General features: G+C 60.6%; 16 protein-coding genes. 4 read left to right on the top strand and 12 right to left on the bottom strand.

What is annotated here, in order from left to right; all coding sequences use genetic code 11:
- Positions 1-53: 53 nt before the first annotated feature.
- From dld to mltF, 4 genes are all read right to left on the bottom strand, one after another.
- Complete coding sequence (gene dld / locus QZ511_RS05340; protein ID WP_295800062.1) at positions 54-1,772, bottom strand: D-lactate dehydrogenase; 1,719 nt, start codon at positions 1,770-1,772, stop codon at positions 54-56.
- Positions 1,773-1,787: 15 nt separating this feature from the next.
- Entirely contained in the window at positions 1,788-2,072 is a 285-nt protein-coding gene (locus QZ511_RS05335) for a PepSY domain-containing protein (RefSeq protein ID WP_295800059.1), read from the bottom strand.
- Between the two features lie 45 nt (positions 2,073-2,117).
- A complete protein-coding gene (locus QZ511_RS05330; RefSeq protein ID WP_295800056.1) occupies positions 2,118-2,537 on the bottom strand; it encodes a hypothetical protein in 420 nt (139 codons plus the stop codon).
- Positions 2,538-2,668: 131 nt separating this feature from the next.
- Entirely contained in the window at positions 2,669-4,141 is a 1,473-nt protein-coding gene (mltF, locus tag QZ511_RS05325; RefSeq protein ID WP_295800054.1) for a membrane-bound lytic murein transglycosylase MltF, read from the bottom strand.
- A gap of 532 nt (positions 4,142-4,673) precedes the next feature.
- Between mltF and purL the strand changes: the two genes are divergently transcribed.
- From purL to QZ511_RS05310, 3 genes are all read left to right on the top strand, one after another.
- Positions 4,674-8,552: a phosphoribosylformylglycinamidine synthase gene (purL, locus tag QZ511_RS05320; protein WP_295800049.1), complete on the top strand. Its 3,879-nt coding sequence runs from the start codon at positions 4,674-4,676 to the stop codon at positions 8,550-8,552.
- A 230-nt stretch (positions 8,553-8,782) separates the two neighbouring features.
- Positions 8,783-9,112: a DUF1801 domain-containing protein gene (locus QZ511_RS05315; RefSeq protein ID WP_295800047.1), complete on the top strand. Its 330-nt coding sequence runs from the start codon at positions 8,783-8,785 to the stop codon at positions 9,110-9,112.
- Positions 9,113-9,184: 72 nt separating this feature from the next.
- Positions 9,185-9,508, top strand: a complete 324-nt coding sequence (locus tag QZ511_RS05310; protein ID WP_295800045.1) for a TfoX/Sxy family protein — start codon at positions 9,185-9,187, stop codon at positions 9,506-9,508.
- 57 nt (positions 9,509-9,565) lie between these two features.
- Here the strand turns inward: QZ511_RS05310 and QZ511_RS05305 are convergent, their stop codons facing one another.
- Complete coding sequence (locus QZ511_RS05305) at positions 9,566-10,684, bottom strand: cation diffusion facilitator family transporter (RefSeq protein WP_295800042.1); 1,119 nt, start codon at positions 10,682-10,684, stop codon at positions 9,566-9,568.
- A gap of 240 nt (positions 10,685-10,924) precedes the next feature.
- On the opposite strand from QZ511_RS05305, the gene QZ511_RS05300 reads away from it, so the two are divergent.
- The gene (locus QZ511_RS05300; protein WP_295800041.1) at positions 10,925-12,940 is read left to right on the top strand and encodes a DUF3604 domain-containing protein; all 2,016 of its coding nucleotides are present in this window, start codon (positions 10,925-10,927) and stop codon (positions 12,938-12,940) included.
- A gap of 55 nt (positions 12,941-12,995) precedes the next feature.
- On the opposite strand, the gene QZ511_RS05295 is transcribed toward QZ511_RS05300, so the two are convergent.
- From QZ511_RS05295 to QZ511_RS05265, 7 genes are all read right to left on the bottom strand, one after another.
- Positions 12,996-14,564: an arylsulfatase gene (locus tag QZ511_RS05295; RefSeq protein ID WP_295800039.1), complete on the bottom strand. Its 1,569-nt coding sequence runs from the start codon at positions 14,562-14,564 to the stop codon at positions 12,996-12,998.
- Positions 14,565-14,637: 73 nt separating this feature from the next.
- A complete protein-coding gene (locus QZ511_RS05290; protein WP_295800036.1) occupies positions 14,638-15,702 on the bottom strand; it encodes an HAD family hydrolase in 1,065 nt (354 codons plus the stop codon).
- Between the two features lie 184 nt (positions 15,703-15,886).
- A complete protein-coding gene (locus QZ511_RS05285; RefSeq protein WP_295800034.1) occupies positions 15,887-17,116 on the bottom strand; it encodes a BatD family protein in 1,230 nt (409 codons plus the stop codon).
- Positions 17,113-18,699: a VWA domain-containing protein gene (locus QZ511_RS05280; RefSeq protein WP_295800030.1), complete on the bottom strand. Its 1,587-nt coding sequence runs from the start codon at positions 18,697-18,699 to the stop codon at positions 17,113-17,115. The genes QZ511_RS05285 and QZ511_RS05280 overlap by 4 nt, the downstream gene beginning before the upstream one ends.
- Positions 18,696-19,715, bottom strand: coding sequence for a VWA domain-containing protein (locus QZ511_RS05275; protein WP_295800028.1), 1,020 nt, complete (start codon positions 19,713-19,715; stop codon positions 18,696-18,698). The genes QZ511_RS05280 and QZ511_RS05275 overlap by 4 nt, the downstream gene beginning before the upstream one ends.
- Complete coding sequence (locus QZ511_RS05270) at positions 19,712-20,245, bottom strand: DUF4381 domain-containing protein (protein WP_295800025.1); 534 nt, start codon at positions 20,243-20,245, stop codon at positions 19,712-19,714. Before QZ511_RS05270 ends, QZ511_RS05275 begins: the two co-directional genes overlap by 4 nt.
- Positions 20,232-21,278, bottom strand: a complete 1,047-nt coding sequence (locus tag QZ511_RS05265) for a DUF58 domain-containing protein (RefSeq protein WP_295800022.1) — start codon at positions 21,276-21,278, stop codon at positions 20,232-20,234. Before QZ511_RS05265 ends, QZ511_RS05270 begins: the two co-directional genes overlap by 14 nt.
- Positions 21,279-21,287 lie beyond the last annotated feature (9 nt).

Genomic DNA, 21,287 nt, shown 5'->3' with positions numbered 1-21,287 from the left:
CGTTCGGGGAATTCCAAAAAAATATTCAGCTGCTCGTGGTTGTTGCGGTAGCCTCAGTGTCCGCCGCAGCAACTGCGGTGCAATTTGCTCAGTTTGCCCACTCCGGGATTGAAGGTGTTGGTGGGGTCGAGAGCCTCAAAAAATGCCTTCTGCGCATCCGCCGCCTGATACAGGTGACCCACATTGTGTTCCGCAGGATAGCGGGCGCCGCGCTGCTGCAGATGCGCCAGCATCGCGCGCTTGACGGCCTTGGGGTCCGCATCTTTCTTCAGGATGTAGTCCTGGTGAAACACGTTGCACAGGAAGTGGCCGTAGTAGAGCTTGTGCGCTATCTGCTGGTCTATTTCCCGCGGTAATTGTTCCAGCCACTCCAGGTCGTTGCGCCGCAAGGCGATATCCAGCGGCAGCAGTTCCCCCACTTCCCGGTGGTGAACACTCTGGTAGCGGATGGCGGCGCCGGCGGAAACAAAGCGGTGCAGCATGGCCTTGCGTGCCTCCTGATCGCTGCACGGGAAGAAATCTCCGCTGTTTTCCTGCCTGGCGAAAAAGCCCTTTAACCATTCTCTGGCTGGCTCGATGCCGGTGTCCGCCATTTTCAGGATCAGGTGATGATCATATTGCTGGCGGAACTTCCGCATCCGTGCCGGCAGGTGTTGCGGCAACAGGCGGCCGAGCCACTGCAACAGGCGGTCGCTCAAAAATCTCGGCAGGAATCGGCGTTTCGCCAGCCAGGCGTCCATGCGACCCTTGGTGCTGAAAAACTGCGGCATATATTCGGTGCCGAGCTTTTCAATCATAAAGAAACTGTCTTTGCCGTACTTTGCGGCCATATCGAACATATCCCGGTGCAGGTACTCCCCGAGCACCGGGATCTCCGGCAATTCACTCAGCAGTCCGCGCCGCAGGCGGGCGAATACCGCGGGGTCGTTGCTACCGATATAGAACGTCTGGGTTTTCTGCGCGGTGGGGAAGGTGTCGAGGCGCACCGCAAACACCGCTACTTTTCCCGCACAGCCACTGGCCTCGAACAATCGTCGCGGGTCGCCATTGAAACGAGAGGGGGTTTCCGCATGGACCTCGCGGATTCTGTCCACATACTCCCGGTCGGAGGCCATCCGCGGTGTACTGTCGGTGTCCGAGCGGGGCAGGTCTCCGATGGACAGGAAGTTGCCCTGTTCCAGGTTGTGCAGGATTTCTTCCGGGGTTTCCCCCAGGTCGATCCCCAGGTGGTTGACCAGCTCCAGCTTGCCGGTGGCGTCGACCCGCGCATAGAGCGCGAGTTCTGTATAGGCCGGACCGCGCTGGCACAGTGCGCCGCCAGAGTTGTTGGCAATGCCCCCGACAATGGAAGCGCCGATACAGGAAGAGCCGATCTCCGAGTGCGGCGAGCGCTGCAAAGGTTTCAGCAGCTTTTCCAGGCTGTGCAGAGTGGCGCCGGGCAGGGCGACTGCCTGCTGGCCACTGTCCAGCAGGTGAATGCCGTTCATACGCAGGGTACTGATGATCACCACTTCGCGGTCGTAGTCGTCGCCGCTGGGGGTGGAGCCCTCGGTGAGGCCGGTATTGGCCGCCTGCAAAATGATGATTGTCCCGGCATCCACACAGCATTGCAGCGCGCGCCAGAAATCGATCAGGTGATGGGGGAATAGCACCGCAAGGGCGTCGCCCCCGCCGGAGCGAAATCCTTTGCGGTAATGCTCGGTACGTCCGGGATCGGTGAGAACCTGATCCGCGCCGAGCAGGTCGGTCAGTTGCCGAACCAGTTTGTGCATAGATGAGTGAGCCTGTCAGTCGGAATCCTTGCGAACCTCCACAATTTCTCCACTGTTGGGGTCCACCTCGAGCTGGTACTTCTGCCCTTCCTTGTAAGCTTCCACTTCCCATCGCGCATTGTCCAGTGATACCTCCACAACCGGGGTGTAACCCTGCTGTTCCAGCTGGGTCAGTATCACTGACAGGGCCATGGCTCCGGGCGGGGGCTTTTCATCATTCGCGAGGGCCGGCTGCAGGACTGCGATGGAACACAGGGTGCCGGCGACAAGTCCGGCGAGTATTGAATGGGTTTTTTTCATTACTCCTCCAGAGGCTGGAAGTTTACCGGCGCTTGCCGGTGTCAATCAGTTGCCGCTATCTGTTTTGGACAGGCGCTGCTGCATCATAAAACACCACTCGTCGCTGCCGGGGTCCGGGCCGTGGGCGCCATCGCCGCCGGTGAGTTTGTCCACCGCCATAAACCATTCATCCGTACCCACGTCCGGCAAACCGCTGGGATACTGTTCCGCGATAACTTCGCTGTGAATGCTCTGCACCTGTTCATTCACCCACTGGAACCAGGTGTCGGTACAAATCAGCTGTCCTTCGGAATTGGGGCTCTCGGCCGTATTGCGCTCGTCCGCGGCGGGTTCGCCAGCTGGGGAATCGAGCGGAGCTGCGCTGTCCGGATCGTGGGTTTCCGATTTGCGACCACAGCCACCGAGGACAAGTGCAGACATCAGCGCGGCGATCAGAAAGTTTCGGGTACAGGGATCTCTGCTCATAAGCGGCCTGCCTGGGGTTGCTGGAGAATGTTTTGGAATTGCCAGTAAGCATAGGTGGAATTTGGCGACTTGCACGGCGCAAAAAAAATCCCGGAGTGATCCGGGATTTTTGAGGGCTGGTGGAGACCGCGTCAAAGTGCGGAAGCGGACCCGGCGGCCTCTGCGCCACTGGCATCCGCCAGGGATTCCGGCTGGTCATTCGCGGCGGCAATGCGCTGCTCTTCAATGCGGCCGTTCCAGGTCAGCAGGGCCTGGTAGTGGCGGATGTTCTGCACGTAGGTCACCGGTTCCCAGCCGCGGGCGTAGCCGTGCTTGAGGTGCTTGAAGTACTGGCGTTTGGCCAGCAGCGGCAGGTGTTCGCGTACATCCTGCCAGCGGTCCGGGTTGCCGCCCAGTTGCTGGGTCAGCACGCGGGCGTCTTCCAGGTGACCGTAACCGATGTTGTAGGCCGCCAGCGCCATCCAGGTGCGATCCGGCTCGCGGATACGCTCGGGGATCTTGTCGCGGGCCTGTACGAAGTAGCGCGCGCCGCCCTCGATGCTTTCGATCGGGTCCAGGCGGTTTACGCCCAGTTCGCGGGCGGTGGCGCGGGTCAGCATCATCAGGCCGCGCACCCCGGTGGGGGATTTGGCGCGGGGGTTCCAGTGGGACTCCTGGTAGCTCAGCGCCGCCAGCAGTTCCCAGTCGAGGTCGTATTCTTTGGCCACCCGCGACATCTCCTCCTTCCAGCGGGGCAGGCGCTCGCGGGTCAGCTGGGCAAAGGTCTGCGCCCCGCCCGCATTCATTTTGCTCACGTGGCCGAAGTAGAGTTCGCGCAGTTCCGCCACCAGGCCGCTGGTGTTGGCGCGCAGCATAAAGTTACGCGCGGCGCGGTACAGGGTGTCGTCGTCACCTTTCGGGAAGGCCCAGGAAACCGGCTGGTACTGGGTCAGGTTGAACGCCACGTAGGTCTTGGGATACAGCCCGCGGTGCACCGCGTAGGCGTTGGAGTCCACCACTGCGTAGTGGTACTTGCCCTGGTTGACCATTTCCACCAGTTCCATGGCATCCACGTCAGAGATCTCTTCCCACAGCAGTTCCGGGTGGCGCGTGGACAGCTTGCGCAGCTGCTCCGCGTGGGCGCTGCCGGCGATCACCGCCACGGTCTTGCCTTCCAGGTCGGAAATGGTACGCGGGCGCGCTTCGCCGAGGCGGTAGATGACCTGCTGGCGGATTTCAAAGTAGGAGGGGGCGAAGCGCACCCGCGCCCGGCGCTCCGGGGTCACGGTGAGGCCCGCTGCAGCCAGGTGGGCATCGGACTCGGGATTTTCCAGCTCCAGGTACAGGTGCGAGAGGTCGTGAACGTCGCGGATTTCCAGCTTGACCCCGAGCTCGCTGGCGAACGCCTCGAGCATGCCGTATTCGAAGCCGGTGTACTGGCCGTTGGCATCTTCGTAGTAGGTAGTGGGGCCGTTCTGGGACAGAACCACCAGTTTACCCGCGGCCTTGACCTTCTCCAGGGTGCTGGGCGCCTTGCTGGCCACCAAAAGCGAGGCGCAACAGGCCAGCGCGACGCCCTTTACCAGGCGGCGGCTGTAGCGCAACAGTCGGCTTTTCATGATCATAGGCTTTCCCCTTGAATCCGTTCATTAGCATTATTGGTCCGCAAGTTGCCGGTGGAGCAGCCCGGAATCCGGGGCTGTAAGTTCTCACCGGCAGCGGCTTCCACTGCGACGGGCGCTATCCTTTGCGCCTCGGTTGTATGTCCTGTTCCGGTTGGCTGTCTATTATTTAGCCAGTCCGGGGCAAAAGCGCGGGAATTTTACCTCAAACCCGGTGCGCCTGACCAATCGAAGTGTTTTGGCGTTTGCCGCTTTGTGATCGATCGGCTTGTTTTCGCCCATCGTTCAGTGTAGTAGCTGGTGCCCTCGGGTTCCGCTTTCAAGGTGTATGGGGGTAGCTTTTGGCGCCACTTTCGCAGCGATACGGCTACCTGGCACCGCTTACGCGACGCACTTCTTTATTAGAGTGTTGGAGCGGCGGTGCTTCAGGTACAATGCGCGCGCTCCGATTCCCGGTGTTCCTGCGCGGCGCTCCTTTTTGCCGGTTGCTTCCGCCCGCAGGCGCTCAATTCCAGACAAGAGGCCAACTCCCGCGATGCTAGTTCTGCGTGGTGCTCCCGCACTGTCGAAATTTCGCCATCAAAAACTCCTCACCCAACTTCGCGCGCTGCAGCCTGCCATAGGCGACGTATACGCCGAGTTTGTGCACTTTGCCGACAGCAAAAAGCTGGGCGACAAAGACCAGGCGCTGCTGGAGCGCCTGCTGCAATACGGGCCCACTGAAGAGAAGCACCAGCCGGAAGGCGAGCTGCTACTGGTGGTTCCGCGCCCGGGCACCATCTCGCCCTGGTCCTCCAAGGCCACCGATATTGCGCACAACGCCGGCCTGACCCAGATCCACCGTCTGGAGCGGGGTGTTGCCTACTACATTACCGGAGCCAAATTAACCGAAGCTGAACGGGGCGACCTGGCGGCGCTGCTGCACGATCGCATGGTAGAGAGTGTCTACTCCCAGTTCGAGCAGGCGGAACAGCTGTTCCAGGTGGAAGAAGCCCGCCCAATGAGCCGGGTCGACGTGCTCGAAGGGGGCCGCAAGGCGCTGGAAACCGCCAACGTCAGCCTGGGCCTGGCCCTGGCGGAAGACGAGATTGACTACCTGCTGAAGAGCTTTGAAGAGCTGGAGCGCAACCCCACCGACGTCGAACTGATGATGTTCGCCCAGGCCAACTCCGAGCACTGCCGTCACAAGATCTTCAATGCCAGCTGGACCATCGATGGCGAAGACATGCCGCACTCCCTGTTCGGCATGATCAAGAACACCTACCGCAAGGGCGGAGACAATGTGCTTTCCGCCTACGCGGATAACGCCGCGGTGGTGGTCGGTCACGAAGCGGGCCGCTTCTATCCGGACCCGGAAACCAAGGAATACGGCTTCAGCCAGGAGGCCATCCACCTGCTGATGAAGGTGGAAACCCACAACCACCCCACTGCCATTGCACCATTCTCCGGTGCCGGCACCGGTGCCGGCGGCGAGATCCGCGACGAGGGCGCGGTGGGCCGCGGCTCCAAGCCCAAGGTGGGGCTGACCGGCTTCACCGTGTCCAACCTGCAGATCCCCGATTACCTGCAGCCGTGGGAAGTGAACTACGGCAAGCCCGAGCGCATCGTTACCGCCCTCGACATCATGATCGAGGGCCCCATCGGCGGGGCTGCGTTCAATAACGAATTCGGCCGACCCAATATCTGCGGCTATTTCCGTACCTTCGAGGAAGACTTCGGCGGCGAGCGCCGTGGCTACCACAAGCCGATCATGCTCGCAGGTGGCTACGGCAATATCCGTGAAGACCACGTGGAAAAGCCGGAATTCCAGCCCGGTGCCAAGCTGATCGTGCTCGGCGGCCCGGCGATGCTGATCGGCCTCGGCGGCGGTGCCGCGTCCAGTATGGCGAGCGGCTCCAGTTCCGAAGACCTGGATTTCGCCTCGGTACAGCGCCAGAACCCGGAAATCGAGCGCCGCTGCCAGGAAGTCATTGACCAGTGCTGGCAGTTGGGCGGCAACAACCCCATTGCCTTTATCCACGACGTGGGTGCCGGCGGCCTGTCCAACGCCTTCCCGGAGCTGGTGAAAGACGGCGGCACCGGCGGCAGTTTCGAGCTGCGTAATGTGCCCTCCGACGAACCCGGCATGAGCCCGCTGGAAATCTGGTGTAACGAATCCCAGGAGCGCTACGTACTGGCAGTAATGCCGAAAGACCTCAAGCGCTTCGAGAGCATCTGCGAGCGCGAGCGCGCGCCGTTTGCGGTGGTGGGCGAGGCCACCAGCGAGAAACACCTGACCCTGAACGACAAGCAGTTCGACGCCAAGCCGGTGGACCTGCCCATGTCCGTGCTGTTCGGCAAGCCGCCGAAGATGCACCGCGAGGCGGAGAAGGTCGAGGTGGCGACCACGGCGTTCGATACCAGCAAGATCGACCTGAATGAAGCCGCCGAGCGGGTGTTGCGCCTGCCCACGGTGGCCAGCAAGAACTTCCTGATTACCATCGGCGACCGCACCGTAACCGGTCAGGTGAGCCGCGATCAGATGGTCGGCCCCTGGCAGGTGCCGGTGGCGGACTGCGCCGTGACCACTGTGGCCTACGACAGCACCGCCGGTGAAGCCATGTCCATGGGCGAGCGCACCCCGGTGGCACTGCTGGACGCGCCTGCGTCCGGTAGGTTGGCGGTGGGCGAGGCGATCACCAACATCGCCTGTGCACCAATCAAACAGCTGTCCGATATCAAGCTTTCCGCCAACTGGATGTGTGCCGCGGGCCACCCGGGCGAGGAAGAAAAGCTGTACCGCACGGTAGAAGCGGTGGGTATGGAGTTGTGCCCGGATCTGGGTATCACCATTCCGGTGGGCAAGGACTCCATGTCCATGCGCACCGCCTGGAACGATGGCGGTATCGACAAGGCGGTCACCGCACCGCTGTCACTGGTGATTTCCGCGTTCTCTCCGGTGAGCGACGTGCGCAAGGTGGCAACGCCGCAACTGCGCCGCACCAAGAAGGGCGAGAGCGAGCTGCTCATGATTGATCTGGGCGCGGGCAAGAACCGCCTCGGTGGTTCCTGCCTGGCGCAGGTGTACAACCAGCTGGGGGACAAGCCCGCGGACCTGGACGATGCCAAGCGTCTCAAGGGGTTCTTCGAGGTGATGCAGGAGCTGATCGCCGAAGACAAGGTGATCGCCTATCACGACCGCGCCGACGGCGGCCTGTTCGCCACCCTGGCAGAGATGAGCTTTGCCGGCCGCGTGGGTATCGATGTGGAAATCTTCGACCTGGGCGAAGACCCCATCGCCGCACTGTTCAGCGAAGAGCTGGGTGCGGTGCTGCAGGTGCCAGCGGCGGAAGCGGATATGCTGCAGATGCGTTTTGCCGCGGTTGGTGTTGCTGCGCATCAGATCGGCGAGTTGAACGACAAAGAACAGTTGCGTATTACCCGTAACGGCAAGGAAATCTTCAACCGTGCCCGCGCCGAACTGCAGCAGATCTGGTCCGAGACCAGCTACCGCATTCAGGCCCTGCGCGACAATGCAGACTGCGCCAAGCAGGAATTCGATGCCATCGCCAAAACCGCGAAGCAGGATCCGGGTCTGTCGGTAAACCTGACCTACGACATCAACGAAGATATTGCCGCGCCGTACGTCAAGAAAGGTGTGCGTCCGAAAGTGGCGATCCTGCGTGAGCAGGGCGTCAACAGCCAGGTGGAGATGGCGCACTCATTCCACCGCGCCGGCTTCAATGCCGTCGACGTGCACATGAGCGATATCCTTGCCGGCCGCGTCGAACTGGACCAGTTCAAGGGCCTGGTGGGTTGTGGTGGATTCTCCTACGGTGACGTACTCGGCGCCGGTGAGGGCTGGGCCAAGACCATCCTGTTCAACGATCGCGCCCGCGACCAGTTCGAAGGCTTCTTCAACCGCAAGGACACCTTCGGCCTGGGCGTGTGTAACGGCTGCCAGATGTTCTCCGTGATCAAGGAACTGATCCCGGGCGCGGACCACTGGCCGCGCTTTGTGCGCAACCTGTCCGAGCAGTACGAGGCGCGCTTCGCGCTGGTGGGCGTGGAGGAATCCCCGTCTGTACTGTTCAAGGGCATGGCCGGTTCCTGGATGCCGGTAGCGGTAGCCCACGGGGAAGGACGCGTGGAGTTTTCCGACCAGAAGGCACTGGAAGCCTGTGAAAAATCCGGCACCATCGCCATGCGCTACCTGAACAACAACCAGCAGATTACCGAGACCTACCCGGCCAACCCCAACGGCTCGGCCAACGGTATTACCTCCCTGTGTTCCGAGGACGGCCGCGTCACCATCATGATGCCGCACCCGGAGCGGGTCGCCCGCGCAGTCAGCAACAGCTGGCACCCGGACGACTGGCAGGAGGATTCCGGCTGGATGCGACTGTTCCGCAACGCCCGCGTGTTCGTCGACTGATTGACCGTCACACGCCATATTGCCCGTAAGTGCCTGCTTGCGGGCAAGCCCAGAGCCCCGGTTTTCCGGGGCTTTTTTGTGGGCGGGGGGATTTTGGTGTTGGGCCAGAAGGGAGAGGAGGTGCGATGCGCGGGGAAGGAGTCTCCCGTCTGACGGGCAATTTTCATATTCTCGGCTACACTTAAAGCAATAATGGCAATAACTTTTCATGCACGGTGAAGATTCCGCAATTGCCTGCTGACTATCTCAGCCAGCTACCAGCAAACCGCAGCGAACGACTGACGTCGCTGCATTGCTTTATTGTCGCGCAATTCCCCGAGGTAAAACTTTCCTTCAAGTACAAGATGCCCACCTACGAGTCGGGATCGGGCTGGGTGTCCATCGCCAGCCAGAAGCACTACGTATCGCTGTATACCTGCGAGCGCAAACATATCCAGCCCTATATCGACGCGCACCCCGGGGTGAAGTGTGGCAGCGGCTGCCTGAACTTTCGCGATAGTGACACTATTGTTCTGGACGATCTGGTTGCGGTCCTTTCATCCGTGTTTGAACCGGGATAGCAATTTGCACAGGGAATGGGAAACCAATAAAAACGACACGAATCACAAGTTGGTAACAGTAAGGAGGCCGCAATGGCTTACAACAAAATGCTCGTGGAAAAGGTGCGGGATCTGCTGGGGCAGAGTGATGGTCTGACGGAAAAGCAGATGTTCGGCGGCCTGGCGTTTATGCTGAATGGCAACATGGCCTGCGGAGTTGTGGGTGAGGAGTTGATGGTACGGGTCGGGCCGGAAAATTATGACGATGCGCTCAGCGAGCGCTATACGCGCCCGATGGACTACACCGGCAGGCCGCTCAAAGGGATGGTTTATGTAGAAGAAGATGCCATCGCCGCAGACCTGGACGGCTGGGTTACCCGCGGTGTGGAGTTTGCCGGTTCACTGCCACCGAAATAATGATTTCATCACCGGCGCCGGCTCGGGAACCGGCGCGCGGTAAATTGCTGACAGCCCTCAGCTAATCGCTTCCAACTGGCCCGGGTCATCCAGTTTGGATGGCGCCGCAATGCCGTCAATTTCAATGGTGAGGTGGAACACCTGGGGGCAGCGCTTTTTCAATTCCGCTTCCAGGGAGTCGATCAACTGTTCCGTGGCCTCTAGCGTCGCCTGAATGGTGGCCCGGGTTTCCGCGTATTCCAGCACCGCTTGCGTACGCCGGTGTTCCGGCACCCGTTCCAGCAGTTCCCGCTCATGGGTGGCGATGCGCTCGCGCATATGGCGCATCAATACCTCCTCCCGCAGCTCAACTTCCGCCACTACCACGGTGTGTGTCTCGTCGACGATCACCGAGCGCAGGTCGTGGTAGCGCTCGATTTCACTGTGGCTGCGAACGATATCCTGGAAAGTGCGCTCGGCATCGTGATCGCGCACGCTGGTGAGATAGCGCATGTTGATCTTGCCGAGGAAAATGGCCGTGAATCCGAGCATCAGGGCAATCAGTACCGAAAATCCGATATCCCACATGGGGTTGCCGGTGGACTGGGTCATGCCGATACCGGTTGCGGCGAGAATCACGCCGGTCACGGCGATGCTGTCTTCCAGCAATACGGCAATCAGGGTCGGGTCGTCTGCGTTTGCCAAGTAGCGGAAAGGATTGCGGATACCCTCAGCCCGCATACGTGACAGGAACTCCCTGCCTGCCACGAGCAGGACATAGCCCTCAAGGATAAAGGCTATGACCAGGACCACCGCAGAAATCCAGATCGGGGCGATTTCCAGGCCGAGCACCGCAATGGCTTCCGGACGCTCGATATGCCCGAGGTTATGCCAGGCGTGCCACGCATGGGCCAGGCCGAGGCCGCAGCCGATGGAAAACAGGCCAATGGCGCTCCACAGGTTCCACAGATATTTCTTCTGGCCGTGGCCGAATGCATATTCTCTGTCCGCCGGCCGCCCGCCCCGGGTGAGTCCGATCAGCAGGAATACCTGATTCAACGTGTCCATCAGGCTGTGGACCGCTTCGTTCATCATCGCTGCCGAATGGGTAACCAGTGCTGCGATGCCCTTTAATACAGTGATGATTGCATTGACGCATATCGCGTACAAAACGGCCTTTTTTGAGCCTTGAGCCATGGTTCCCCCAGTTTGCTGCCATTCAGCGAATCAGATTCATTCATTAAATCAATTGCACGTCGTGCGTGTCGACATAACACAGGGACAGAAGAGTATAGGAAACCGATGGCCATGACAGCATTTACCTGGGAAGCGGCATAGGCGCCAAGCGAGCTATATGAAATGCGACAGTGCCTATACTTTCGGAGCCCGAATTCCAGGTGGTTCGGTAGATCCGCGCTCAATTCCTCTGAGGTATCTATGAAAATTCTGTGTCAATCAATCTCTATACCACTTCTCGCTACAGCGATTGCGCTGTCGGCTTGCAGCAGCGAGCGGGAAGATAAAACCGCGGCTGGCGTCGATATAGGAAAGGAAGAGACCAGGGCGGAAGATAAACCACAGGTCGATGCCGAAACACAGCCGGCTGATGACCAGTCAACTGGTAAGGAGCAAATCCTCGGCGAGGAATTCGGTGCGGATACTGGCAAAGTCGCCAATTCAGGCACTTCTACCCACTCCACCCAGGCCTATTTTGGTGATACCCACGTACACACCGGCTGGTCTGCCGATGCCGGCATGGACGGCGCCACGCTCACGCCGGAAGATGCCTATCGCTTCGCCACCGGTGAGGAGGTGACCTCCAATAGTGGCCTGAAAGCCAAACTCAAACGGCCCTACGACTGGTTCATGATTACCGACCATTCCGATGGTATGGGTGTCATCAACGAAATCGTCGACGCCAACCCGGAAATGATGGCGAACGAGACCCTCAAGCGCTGGCACGACGCCCTCACATCGGGAGATGAGAAGGCAGCCTCTGACGCCAAGAGTGAGCTGGTGGTGTTGCAGTCCGAAGGCAAGCTACCGAAGGAGGTGATGGATCCCAAATGGATGAAATCCGCCTGGGAGAAAACCGTCGATGCCGCGGAAAAGTTTTACCAGCCCGGGGAATTCTCCACTTTCATCGCCTACGAGTGGACAGTGAATGCGGGTGGCGGCGACAACCTGCACCGCAATGTCATTTTTCGCGACGACGCCAGCAAGACCCGCAACCTGTTGCCGCTGACCACGTTTGAAACCCAGGATCCGGAAAGGCTCTGGGCCTGGATGAAGGCCTACGAGGACAAAACCGGCGGAAGGGTGCTGGCGATTCCCCACAACGGCAACATGTCCAACGGCCGCATGTTCGAAGAGAAACGCTTCGACGGCTCGCCGATGACCAAGGAGTGGGCAGAAATGCGTGCCCGCTACGAACCGCTATACGAGCTTACCCAGATCAAGGGGCAGAGCGAGTCCCACCCCAGCCTGTCGCCGGAGGATGAGTTTGCGGACTGGGACCTGTGGGATCGCGGCAACCTGATCCTCAAACCCAAACCCCCGGGCTCCTTTAAATACGAATACTGGCGCCCGGCGCTGAAGGCCGGCATGCGTCTGGAAGAGCAGCTGGGTACCAACCCCTTCCAGTACGGCGCCAATGCGGGCACCGACAACCATGTGGGACTAACGACTCCCATAGAAGATAATTTCTTCGGCAAATTCAAATCCCTCGAGCCCAGCAACAAAACCCGCTGGGAATATCCCATATTGACCGGGCCCACCGGAGCATACGTGGGCTGGGAGCAGGCCGCATCCGGCCTGACCGGTGTATGGGCGACGGAAAATACCCGCGAGGCGATCTGGGACGCCATGATGCGCAAGGAAACCTTCGCCACCACCGGTCCCCGTATGACGGTGCGGTTTTTCGGCGGATTTGATTTCGAACCCGCGGATGCCGAGGGGGATCTGGAAGCGGCAGGCTATGAAAAGGGCGTGCCCATGGGCGGCAAGTTGAAAGGTGCAAAGCCCGCTCAACGGGTGAAGTTCCTGGTAGCGGCGATGAAAGATCCGGAAGGGGCCAACCTGGACCGGGTCCAGATCATCAAGGGCTGGTTGGATGGCAACGGCGAAGCCCACGAAAAGGTGTACAACGTGAAGTGGTCAGGGGATCGCAAACTGGACGGGCAGGGGCATATCCAGCATGTGGGTGATACGGTTGATTTGAAAACCGCGGAGTACGACAAAAACGCCGGCGACGCGCAGTTGATCGGCTATTTCGAGGACAAGGAATTCAATCCTTCGCATAAAGCGGTGTACTACGTGCGGGTGCTGGAGGTTCCAACCCCCAGATGGACGCTGTATGACAAGGTAAGAAACAAGATAGAAATGGACAAGAAGGTGCCGCTGACATTACAGGAGCGTGCGTTTAGTAGTCCCATCTGGTATTCCCCTGATTAGCTGCAGGAATGAAAAAAGCCCGCACATTGTGCGGGCTTTTTTGTGGATGAAACCATCAGTTACTGCTACCGGCCCCCGCTTTCAGCTGTTCCTCAATTTTCTTGAGGTTGAAAGAACCTGGGGTCTGGCTGGGGGGATATTCCTGCATGGTTTTGAGGAATTTCCCGGCCATCTGCTGCAGGGGAACGAAGACAAATGCACGGTCAAGTAGCCAATCATAGTATGTGTTGGCATTGTGCTGAGCGCGTTCGAGCGGATCCCTGCGCAGATTGAAGAGCAGTGGTACGCGCAGCTCGGTAAAGGGCTCCATCCACACACCGAAGGCCTTGCCGCGGTTTTCCAGGAAGACCGCTTTCCAGGCGTCGTAGCGCATGGCCACGATCTGACCGTCGTCATTCACGTAGATGAACTCGTGGCGGGGAGATTCCTCGGCACTGCCGGTAAAGTAATCCAGCATGTTGTGACCGTCGATATAGTTTCTATATTTACGACCAATCAACTTTGTCCCTTTCATCAATTGTTCCTTGATGTTGGGATTGCCACCGGCAGCCGCGAAGGTCGGCAACCAGTCTTCGTGGGCAACAATGCCATTCAGGGTTTTACCTGCGGGGAACTTGCCCGGCCAGCGTACAAACGCGGGCACCCGGTAAGCCCCCTCCCAGTTGGAGTTTTTCTCACTGCGGAAGATGGTGGTGCCCGCATCCGGCCATGTATTGAAGTGTGGGCCATTGTCGGTGGAGTAGAACACGATGGTGTTGTCGGCAATCTTCAGCTGATCGAGTAAATCCAGCAGTTTGCCCACGTGCATGTCGTGCTCGACCATACCGTCCTGGTATTCGTTTCCGGTCGGTCCAGACAGCCCCTTGTGTTCCTCCTTCACATGGGTGCGAAAGTGCATACGGGTGGCATTCCACCAGACAAAGAACGGCTTGCCGGCGTTGACCTGCTGCTTGATAAAGTCCATGGCCGCGGCCAGGGTTTCTTCATCCACGGTTTCCATGCGCTTTTTGGTAAGCGGTCCGGTATCTTCGATCTTGCCGTCCGCGCTGGCCTTGATTACCCCGCGCGGGCCAAATTTCTTGCGAAATTCCGGGTTTTTCGGGTAGTCGCGATTCTCCGGCTCTTCTTCCGCGTTCAGGTGATAAAGATTGCCGAAGAATACATCAAAGCCGTGGTTGGTCGGCAGGTGTTCGTCGCGGTCACCGAAGTGGTTTTTGCCGAACTGGCCGGTTGCGTAGCCGAGGCTTTTCATCACCGCAGCGATGGTCACGTCGGACTCTTGCCAGCCTTCTTTCGCACCGGGCAGGCCAACTTTGGTCATGCCTGTGCGCACAGGCACATTGCCGCCCATAAACGCGGCGCGGCCGGCGGTACAGGACTGCTGACCGTAGTAGTCTGTGAACGACAGGCCCTCTTTGGCGATGCGGTCGATGTTCGGAGTTTTGTAGCCCATCATGCCTTTGCTGTTGGCACTGATATTCCACATGCCAATATCATCACCCCAGATCACTAGGATGTTGGGTTTGTCCTGGGCCTGGGCGGCGCTGTTGCCGAGGCACATCAGGGCTACGGAGGTGACCGCAATCGGCACACGTAGCAAGCGTTTGAGAGTGCTGCGAACCATTTTTTTCCTCCTGGAGGATTACAACAATAGGTTTTCGGTGTGTGGTTGGTTGCGTGGATGAATGATGGGCGAGTTACTGCCCGGCGGGTGGGAACACCACTTTCCAGTCGTTTTTCATATCGATGACTGTCCAGCCTTTTTTGCCGGCGTCGTCCAGCGCTTTGTTCAGCTGGCCGACGTGGGACTTGCGGTCGTAGGCCCATTCGCGCTTGGCGTCGGTGTGGTGCACTATCAGGCCAAAACGCGCGCCGTCGCCGGCGGTGGTCCACTGCAGCATCTGGTAGTCACCGTCGGAGTTGCCGGCGGCGAAGATCGGGCGCTGGCCAATATGCTGGTGGATACCTACCGGCTTGCCTTCCTTATCGTCCACCAGATTGATCTCCGGTAATTTGACGATGACCGGTTTACCGTTGCGCACCTCGTACTTGGCCTTGAGGCTGGAGCCGACCACCTGATCCGGCGGAATGCCGTAGGTCTGTTCGGCGAATACCCGCATAAAGTCGATACCGCCGCCGGACACAATGAATGTCTTGAAACCGTTCGCACGCAGGTAGGTGAGCAGTTCCAGCATTGGCTGGTAGATCATTTCGTTAAACGGACGGTTGGTTTTGGGGTGACGGGCGGTCTTTAGCCAGCTCGCCACATTCGCATGGAATTCTTCCGCGGTCATATTGGCGTGGGTGGCGGCAATGATTTTCATCAGCCCTTCCTTGCCGCTGGCGACCACGCCCTCCATATCGTCTTTCAGCACGGACGCGAAGGGTTCCTGGGTTTTCCACTCCGGATGCTCGGGCGCCATTTTCTTGACCTGGTCGATGGCGTAGATCAACTGGAAATAGATTGGCTTTTCCGCCCACAGGGTGCCGTCATTGTCGAAGGTGGCGATGCGCTGGTTCTCCGGCACAAAATCCGCAGATCCAGCGCGCGTCACGTTTTGCACATATTCGACGATGGCCTGCTTGGTTTTGCCGTCATTCCAGGAGGGGAGCGGGTCCGTCTCCGCCGCCAGCTGCTGGGAGAAGACAAAGCACAAGCCCGTCAGTAGTAACAGGGGCGCGATACGGACCGTGCGGGTGAAACGGGACAGGGCGGCGAACGCTGCGCGGACTCGCCGCGTGGGGTGTTGGCAAGAATGCATACTACTCCTCGTCAGCCCCGGGCGCGGTGCCTGGGCGCTACGAATATTGCTTCTACGCTTAAAGAATAGTCACGATTTGCTCCTTTGTCGGCTGACTTGAGATCAATGGTGCCGACAGGGTGACTCGCAGGTCTTGTGTGGCGGCGGGGCGGGGGGGCACGGGCAAGGAGGCTCGGCGAGAGTATCAGGGGTTGAGCGGAGGCAGGCCCCCGGCCCACTTGCGCCGAGAAGTGGGCGCCAGCGTGGCGACGGCCCGTTGCAGGGATTGCCAGAGGGCGGCGTCGGCTGCACCGGCGGCGCCATAGCGGGCGGCGCCCAGGGCCAGTAGCTTGGAGCGGACCTGGTCGTCTTCGTTACCGGTGTGACGCGCCCACGCATAGTAGGCGTGTAACGCGCCGTCGTAGTCTTTATCGCTTACCGCTGTTCTGAGGTGCTGTAGTGCGGTGCGGCCAGTTTCCCGGTTGGCTGTTTGCTGTTGTCGTTGCCAGCGGACAAAGCGCGGTCGCGCGTAATACCAGCCGAGCATCCACAGCATCGCAGTGCCCACCAGTAGCAGGGCCAAGTTCCATAGCGATACTCGACTGGAAAGTGGCGGCTTGCCGGCGCGGACTGTTACCGCCGCCACTTCTGTGCTTTCTATCTTTCCCGTATCCAGGTTGTACCAGCGCAGTGTGATTGCCGGTAGTTCACCACCGCCGGCGGACTCCACCACGTAGGTCACCTTTTCCCTGCGCACCCCGCCGTCTTGCGTGTCTTTTGCCTGCGGCGTATCCGGATAGGCGGCGATGCCCTGCGGTGCGCCGGTGCCCTGCATGGGTGGCAGGAACATCACGGTCGAGCCCTCGATGGTGGCGGTCACGGTGCGCGAGAAACTGTCCCCGGGTTTCAGCTTTTCCGGGTTACCGTCAATCTGTTGCTCAAGTGTGAGGCCGGTGGCGGCAATGAACGGTTTTAGATTCTCAGCACCCTTGGGCGCCCGTGCGTTGAGGGTGATGGTGGGTATCGCAACCGTGCCCTGGATATTGTCGCCTCCCTGGGGATTTTTGTAGTGCAGCGTCAGGTTTTGCTGTGGCAGGGCATACCGGCCGGGAGCGAGGGGAATCAGTCGGTAATAACGAGTAACGCCGGACCAGGTGTTGCCGTTGATTTCGCGGCTGACAGAGACCGTCGAGCGCCCCGGGGTGGTAATGGAAAGGTTGGTATTGTCGACCTGGGGAAATTCCACCGGCTCGGTCAGCCAGGTGGGCACCAGTATTGTCACCGTCACTGTCACCGCCTCGCCGGGCACGGTTTCACTTTGCGACAGCGAGGTTTCGATGATCGGGCGGGGGCTCGATGATTGCGCCAGGCCCGGGCCGGCAACAAGCACCAGTAGTAAAAGGCAGGTAACCTTGTAGAACAGTTCGCGGTTCATTGTTCGCCCGTTTGCGGGTTTTCCGCTTCCACCGCAAAGCGCTGCTTCAGGAAATCGCTGGTGCTGGTGTCGAGGGTGGACATCCACTGTTCGGCGCTGACGGTGGTGGTGTCCTGTTCCCCCTGTTTTTCCACCGGCTGTTGCGGTTGCTGCTCGGGATCGAAGGTTTCGTCTTCATCTTCGGACTGCTGCAGTTCTTCCTCCTCGTCACCGCGGGATTTTTGCATATAGGCGAGGATTTTTTTTGCCTGGGCGAGGTTTTCTTCGGCACCGGGGAACTGTGGCTCGCTCTGCAGCACCTGCTCGAAGGCGGCGATGGCATCCTCGTACTGGCCGCTTTTTATCTGGGCCATGCCGCGGGTAAACACGGCCTCCGGTGTGGTCAGCGGTGCGAGCGTATTGGCCGCGTCTTCGTAGTGGCCCGCCTGATATTGTGCGTAGCCCTTGCGGTAGGGATCATCGAAAAAGCCGGCCGCCCGCGCGTAGTCATTGCGGTTGCTGTACAGCTGGCCCAGCTGGTCCGGGGTAAACAATTTCTCCAGTGGACCCGCCGGTTGCGCCCCGGCATTTTGCGCCGTGCCGGTCAGCACAACCGCCAGAGCGAGTGCGATGCTCCCCGCCGGCATAGCGTTGCGCCCGATCACAAATCCGCGGCGGAACCAGAACAGCATCAATATTGCCGCGGGCCATGCCAGCCACCAGGCGCGGTCGTTCCACTGCAGGTTGTCATCTTTGACCAGCGCGTGGCGGAACGCGGAATTGAAGTAGCGCTGGAAACCTTCGAGGTCGCGCTTGTCCGGCGTCACCCGGGCCACCCGCGCGCCGCGAATATTATCTGCGCCGGCAATTGCCTTGTTGCCCGGAACCAGTATCAGCAGTCCCAGGCTGTTGTTGCCGTCGCGCTGGTTGAAGGCCTGCAGGTCTTTTTGTTCGATACCATCGCTGAAAAAGAGGATGCCACCGGGTGTCTGTTCAGCGGCGAGAATGGATTCCGCGAGTTTCAGTGCGGCGGCCGCGTTGTTACCGGGCACCGGCATGATGTCGACCTCCAGCCCTTCCACATAGGGCCGCAGCAGGTTTTCATCCTCGGCGAGCGGCACTACACGGTGCGCACTGCCGGCATAGGCGACCAGAGCGGTGGGCGCGCCATCGCGGGTGGCGAGCAGGTCCAGTATTTTCTGTTTGCCCCGCTCCAGCCTGCTCGGGGGCACGTCCGGCTCCTGCATGCTGTCGCTGACCTGTATCACCAGTACCAGCGGCGCGGTCTTCGCCATTAGTGGATCCGGCAGGCGCGTCCAGGCGGGGCCGGCAGCGCCCACACTGAGCAGCGTGAGCACCAGTGCAGCCAGGTCTGCCGGGCGCAGCTGCCAGCCGCGCCCGGCAGGTTCTCCCACACTCAGGGCGCGCGCCAGGTGCGGGGCAACATGTGCGCTAGCATTCTGCGCATCCGGCGCCGGCCGGCGCAGCCACCACCACAGGCTGAGGATAACCGGCAGCGCCAGCAGACAGCTGGGGCGCAGGAAGTGAAAAGCGCTGAAAAAGACGCTGAAAAAATTGCCCAGTTCGCCACCGAATGCATTCACGGCCCGACCTCCGCGGAAACACCGGAGCTACCTGCACGCGCCAGACGGATTGCCTGCGCGAGGAAACCCAGCAGTGCCAGCACCAGCGCGGCGGCCAGTGGCCACCAGGCCAGGGAGCGGTGGGGGCGATAGGTTTCACTGTCCACCAGCTTGGGTGCCAGCTTGTCGATCTCACGGGTAACGCGCTTCAGTGTCTGCTGGTCGTTGGCGTAGTAAAAGGCACCACCGGTGCGGCTGGCGATGGCTTTCAGGTTTTTCTCGTCCAGCCGGTTTTCCGCGTCGCCCTGCGGGTCGCCCACGCCAATGGTGAGAATCTTTACCTGGCGCTGGGCGGCAATGGCGGCGGCATTGATCGGGCTCATGGTGCTGGCGGTATCGCTGCCGTCACTCAGCAGGATCAACAGGCGCTGTTTGACGTCACTGCTTTCAAACTGGCGGATGGAGAGACCGATGGCATCTCCCAGTGCAGTGTGGGGGCCGGCCATGCCCACATCGGTCTGCTGCAGCAATTCCAGCACCGTGTGCAGGTCGGTGGTGAGCGGCGCCTGTACAAACGCCTTGCTGCCAAACACGATCAGTGCCAGGCGTTCGCCTTGCCGTTGCTGGATAAATTTCGCGAGCACACTTTTGACGCCGGCCAGCCGCTGTTCGCGGGTGCCGTCGCCGGTAATGAAATCCTGCTGGTCCATGGACCCGGAAATATCCACCGCAATGATCAGGTCGCGGGCGGGCTTTTGCAGCGTCACGGCTTCCCCTTCCTGCTCCGGCCGTGCCAGCGCGCAGACAATCAGGGCCCATACCAGGGCGCCGGTCAGTACCTGCCACAGCCGGCGTTTGCGCACCATCGCGCCGGCGCCGGATTGCAGTCCCAGGTGTTCGATCAGCTGCTGGAAAAACGGCACGCGCAGCGCCGGCACGCGCTGGCGGTGGGGCGGGGCGATTTTCCAAACTACCAGTGGCAGGGGCAGCAGCAGGAAGGCCCAGGGAAACGCAAAGCTCAGCCCGCTCAACGTCATGGCGTCGTGGCTCCGTGGGTGGACTGTTGTTCCCGCGCAGGTTCCCGCAAAACCCTGTTCCCCGCCCGGTGTCTTCTGATCCAGTGCGCGGCGAGCCGGGCCAGCTCCGGTGACGGGGGCTGGTCCGCGCGGTAGGCGCCGTGCACCAGCTGATGCCCCGGTTCGCCGGAAAAATTGGCACCCGCACAATGCCGGTTGAGAAAATCCAGCCAGTCGTTGCCGGTCAGCGCGGCGACCTGCTGGCGCGGGAAGGTGGCGAGTGCGGTGCGCCGGACGATCTCTGCGATGATTGCCGGGTCGTCTCCCGATTGCGCCAGTGCCTTGAGCGCGGCGCGCCGGTAGGCATTGGCGCGGTAGCGTTTGAGTGCGTACCAGGCGAGGAGTAACAGCAGCAGAAGTAAAAAAAGTAACAGACCTTTGGCCAGCGGTGTTTGCGGCCACAGGGAGATGGTATCCGGCGCCGGCGGTGGCACCAGTTGCGCGATCAGGTCCGGCAGGGTTTCTTCTGCGGCGGGCTTATCCTGTTGCATCGGTTGCTCCTGCACTGGGCTTGCCGGACGCGGATGCAGTCGTCGCGGAAGCCAACCCCAGGAGTCGGCGCAATTGCGGCAGGGTGTCTTCAGCGGCGGACAGCGATGCCAGGGGAATCCCGAAGCGGCGGTGCCAGTCTTCGATCACCGCCCGTCGCTCGCGGTTGAAGGTGTTCATGGCGCCGTGGGTGGCGTCATCGCCGGTATCGAGGGTCGCCTGGCGTTCGCCGTCGGAAATGGCGCTGACAAAGCCCTTGGGCATGGTTTGCCCGGTGGGGTCGCTGACCGGCATCAGGATCACATCATTGCGCCGCGCAATGCCGCCGACCAGGCGGGTGGTGGCATCACTGGTGATATCGAAGTCGCTGATCAGCAGGATCAGGTGGTCGCGCCGGGCAATCTGGGCCACGGCTTTCAGTACCGCATCCAGCGACGTCGCTTCGGCTACCGGCGCGTTGGCGTGCAAGGCTTGATTGGCGTCTGCCAGTGCGGTGAGGAAATGGGTGAGGGCGGCGCGGCTGCGCTTGGGGCGCTGGCTGAATACTGCGTCGTCAGTCACGACGATGCCGCCGACGCGATCGTCCTGGTGCAGTATGGCGAAGGCGGCGAGGGCGGCCGCCTCGGCGGCGGTGACCGATTTCATTTTGTAGCGGGTGCCAAAGAACATGGACATACGCTGGTCCACCACCACGAGGGTGGGGCGGTCGCGCTCTTCGGTATACACGCGCACGTGGGGCTCGCCGGTGCGGGCGGTGACATTCCAGTCGATGGCGCGGACGTCGTCGGAGGGCCAGTACTCGCGCAACTCCTCAAAGTTGAGACCGCGTCCGCGCAGCTTTGATGCGTGGCGGCCGGCGAGCACGCTGCGGGCCGGCTGCCTTGGTAGCAGGTTCAGGCTCTGCGCGGGGCCCTCCAGGGATTGCAGGTAAGGCAGGTCCAGGTGCACCCGGTAGTCGCCATTTTCTGCCACCGGGGCGGGCTCGGCGATACCGGCACGGCTGAGATTCCTGTGACGGGTGAGAAAATCGAACATGGCAGGCGC

It is taken from the genome of uncultured Microbulbifer sp. (genome assembly GCF_913055755.1).
Lineage (GTDB): Bacteria > Pseudomonadota > Gammaproteobacteria > Pseudomonadales > Cellvibrionaceae > Microbulbifer.
Note: the sequence above shows the minus strand (reverse complement) of the source record. Positions and strands in the feature narration are given on the sequence as shown.

Excerpts from the sequence above, each read along its gene's own strand:
- QZ511_RS05330 (WP_295800056.1), bottom strand. The coding sequence starts at position 2,537 with ATGAGCAGAGATCCCTGTACCCGAAACTTTCTGATCGCCGCGCTGATG.
- QZ511_RS05265 (WP_295800022.1), bottom strand. The coding sequence starts at position 21,278 with ATGTTCGATTTTCTCACCCGTCACAGGAATCTCAGCCGTGCCGGTATC.
- QZ511_RS05335 (WP_295800059.1), bottom strand. The coding sequence starts at position 2,072 with ATGAAAAAAACCCATTCAATACTCGCCGGACTTGTCGCCGGCACCCTG.
- purL (WP_295800049.1), top strand. The coding sequence starts at position 4,674 with ATGCTAGTTCTGCGTGGTGCTCCCGCACTGTCGAAATTTCGCCATCAA.
- QZ511_RS05285 (WP_295800034.1), bottom strand. The coding sequence starts at position 17,116 with ATGAACCGCGAACTGTTCTACAAGGTTACCTGCCTTTTACTACTGGTG.
- QZ511_RS05300 (WP_295800041.1), top strand. The coding sequence starts at position 10,925 with ATGAAAATTCTGTGTCAATCAATCTCTATACCACTTCTCGCTACAGCG.
- dld (WP_295800062.1), bottom strand. The coding sequence starts at position 1,772 with ATGCACAAACTGGTTCGGCAACTGACCGACCTGCTCGGCGCGGATCAG.
- QZ511_RS05270 (WP_295800025.1), bottom strand. The coding sequence starts at position 20,245 with ATGCAACAGGATAAGCCCGCCGCAGAAGAAACCCTGCCGGACCTGATC.
- mltF (WP_295800054.1), bottom strand. The coding sequence starts at position 4,141 with ATGATCATGAAAAGCCGACTGTTGCGCTACAGCCGCCGCCTGGTAAAG.
- QZ511_RS05290 (WP_295800036.1), bottom strand. The coding sequence starts at position 15,702 with ATGCATTCTTGCCAACACCCCACGCGGCGAGTCCGCGCAGCGTTCGCC.
- QZ511_RS05295 (WP_295800039.1), bottom strand. The coding sequence starts at position 14,564 with ATGGTTCGCAGCACTCTCAAACGCTTGCTACGTGTGCCGATTGCGGTC.
- QZ511_RS05310 (WP_295800045.1), top strand. The coding sequence starts at position 9,185 with ATGGCTTACAACAAAATGCTCGTGGAAAAGGTGCGGGATCTGCTGGGG.
- QZ511_RS05275 (WP_295800028.1), bottom strand. The coding sequence starts at position 19,715 with ATGACGTTGAGCGGGCTGAGCTTTGCGTTTCCCTGGGCCTTCCTGCTG.
- QZ511_RS05305 (WP_295800042.1), bottom strand. The coding sequence starts at position 10,684 with ATGGCTCAAGGCTCAAAAAAGGCCGTTTTGTACGCGATATGCGTCAAT.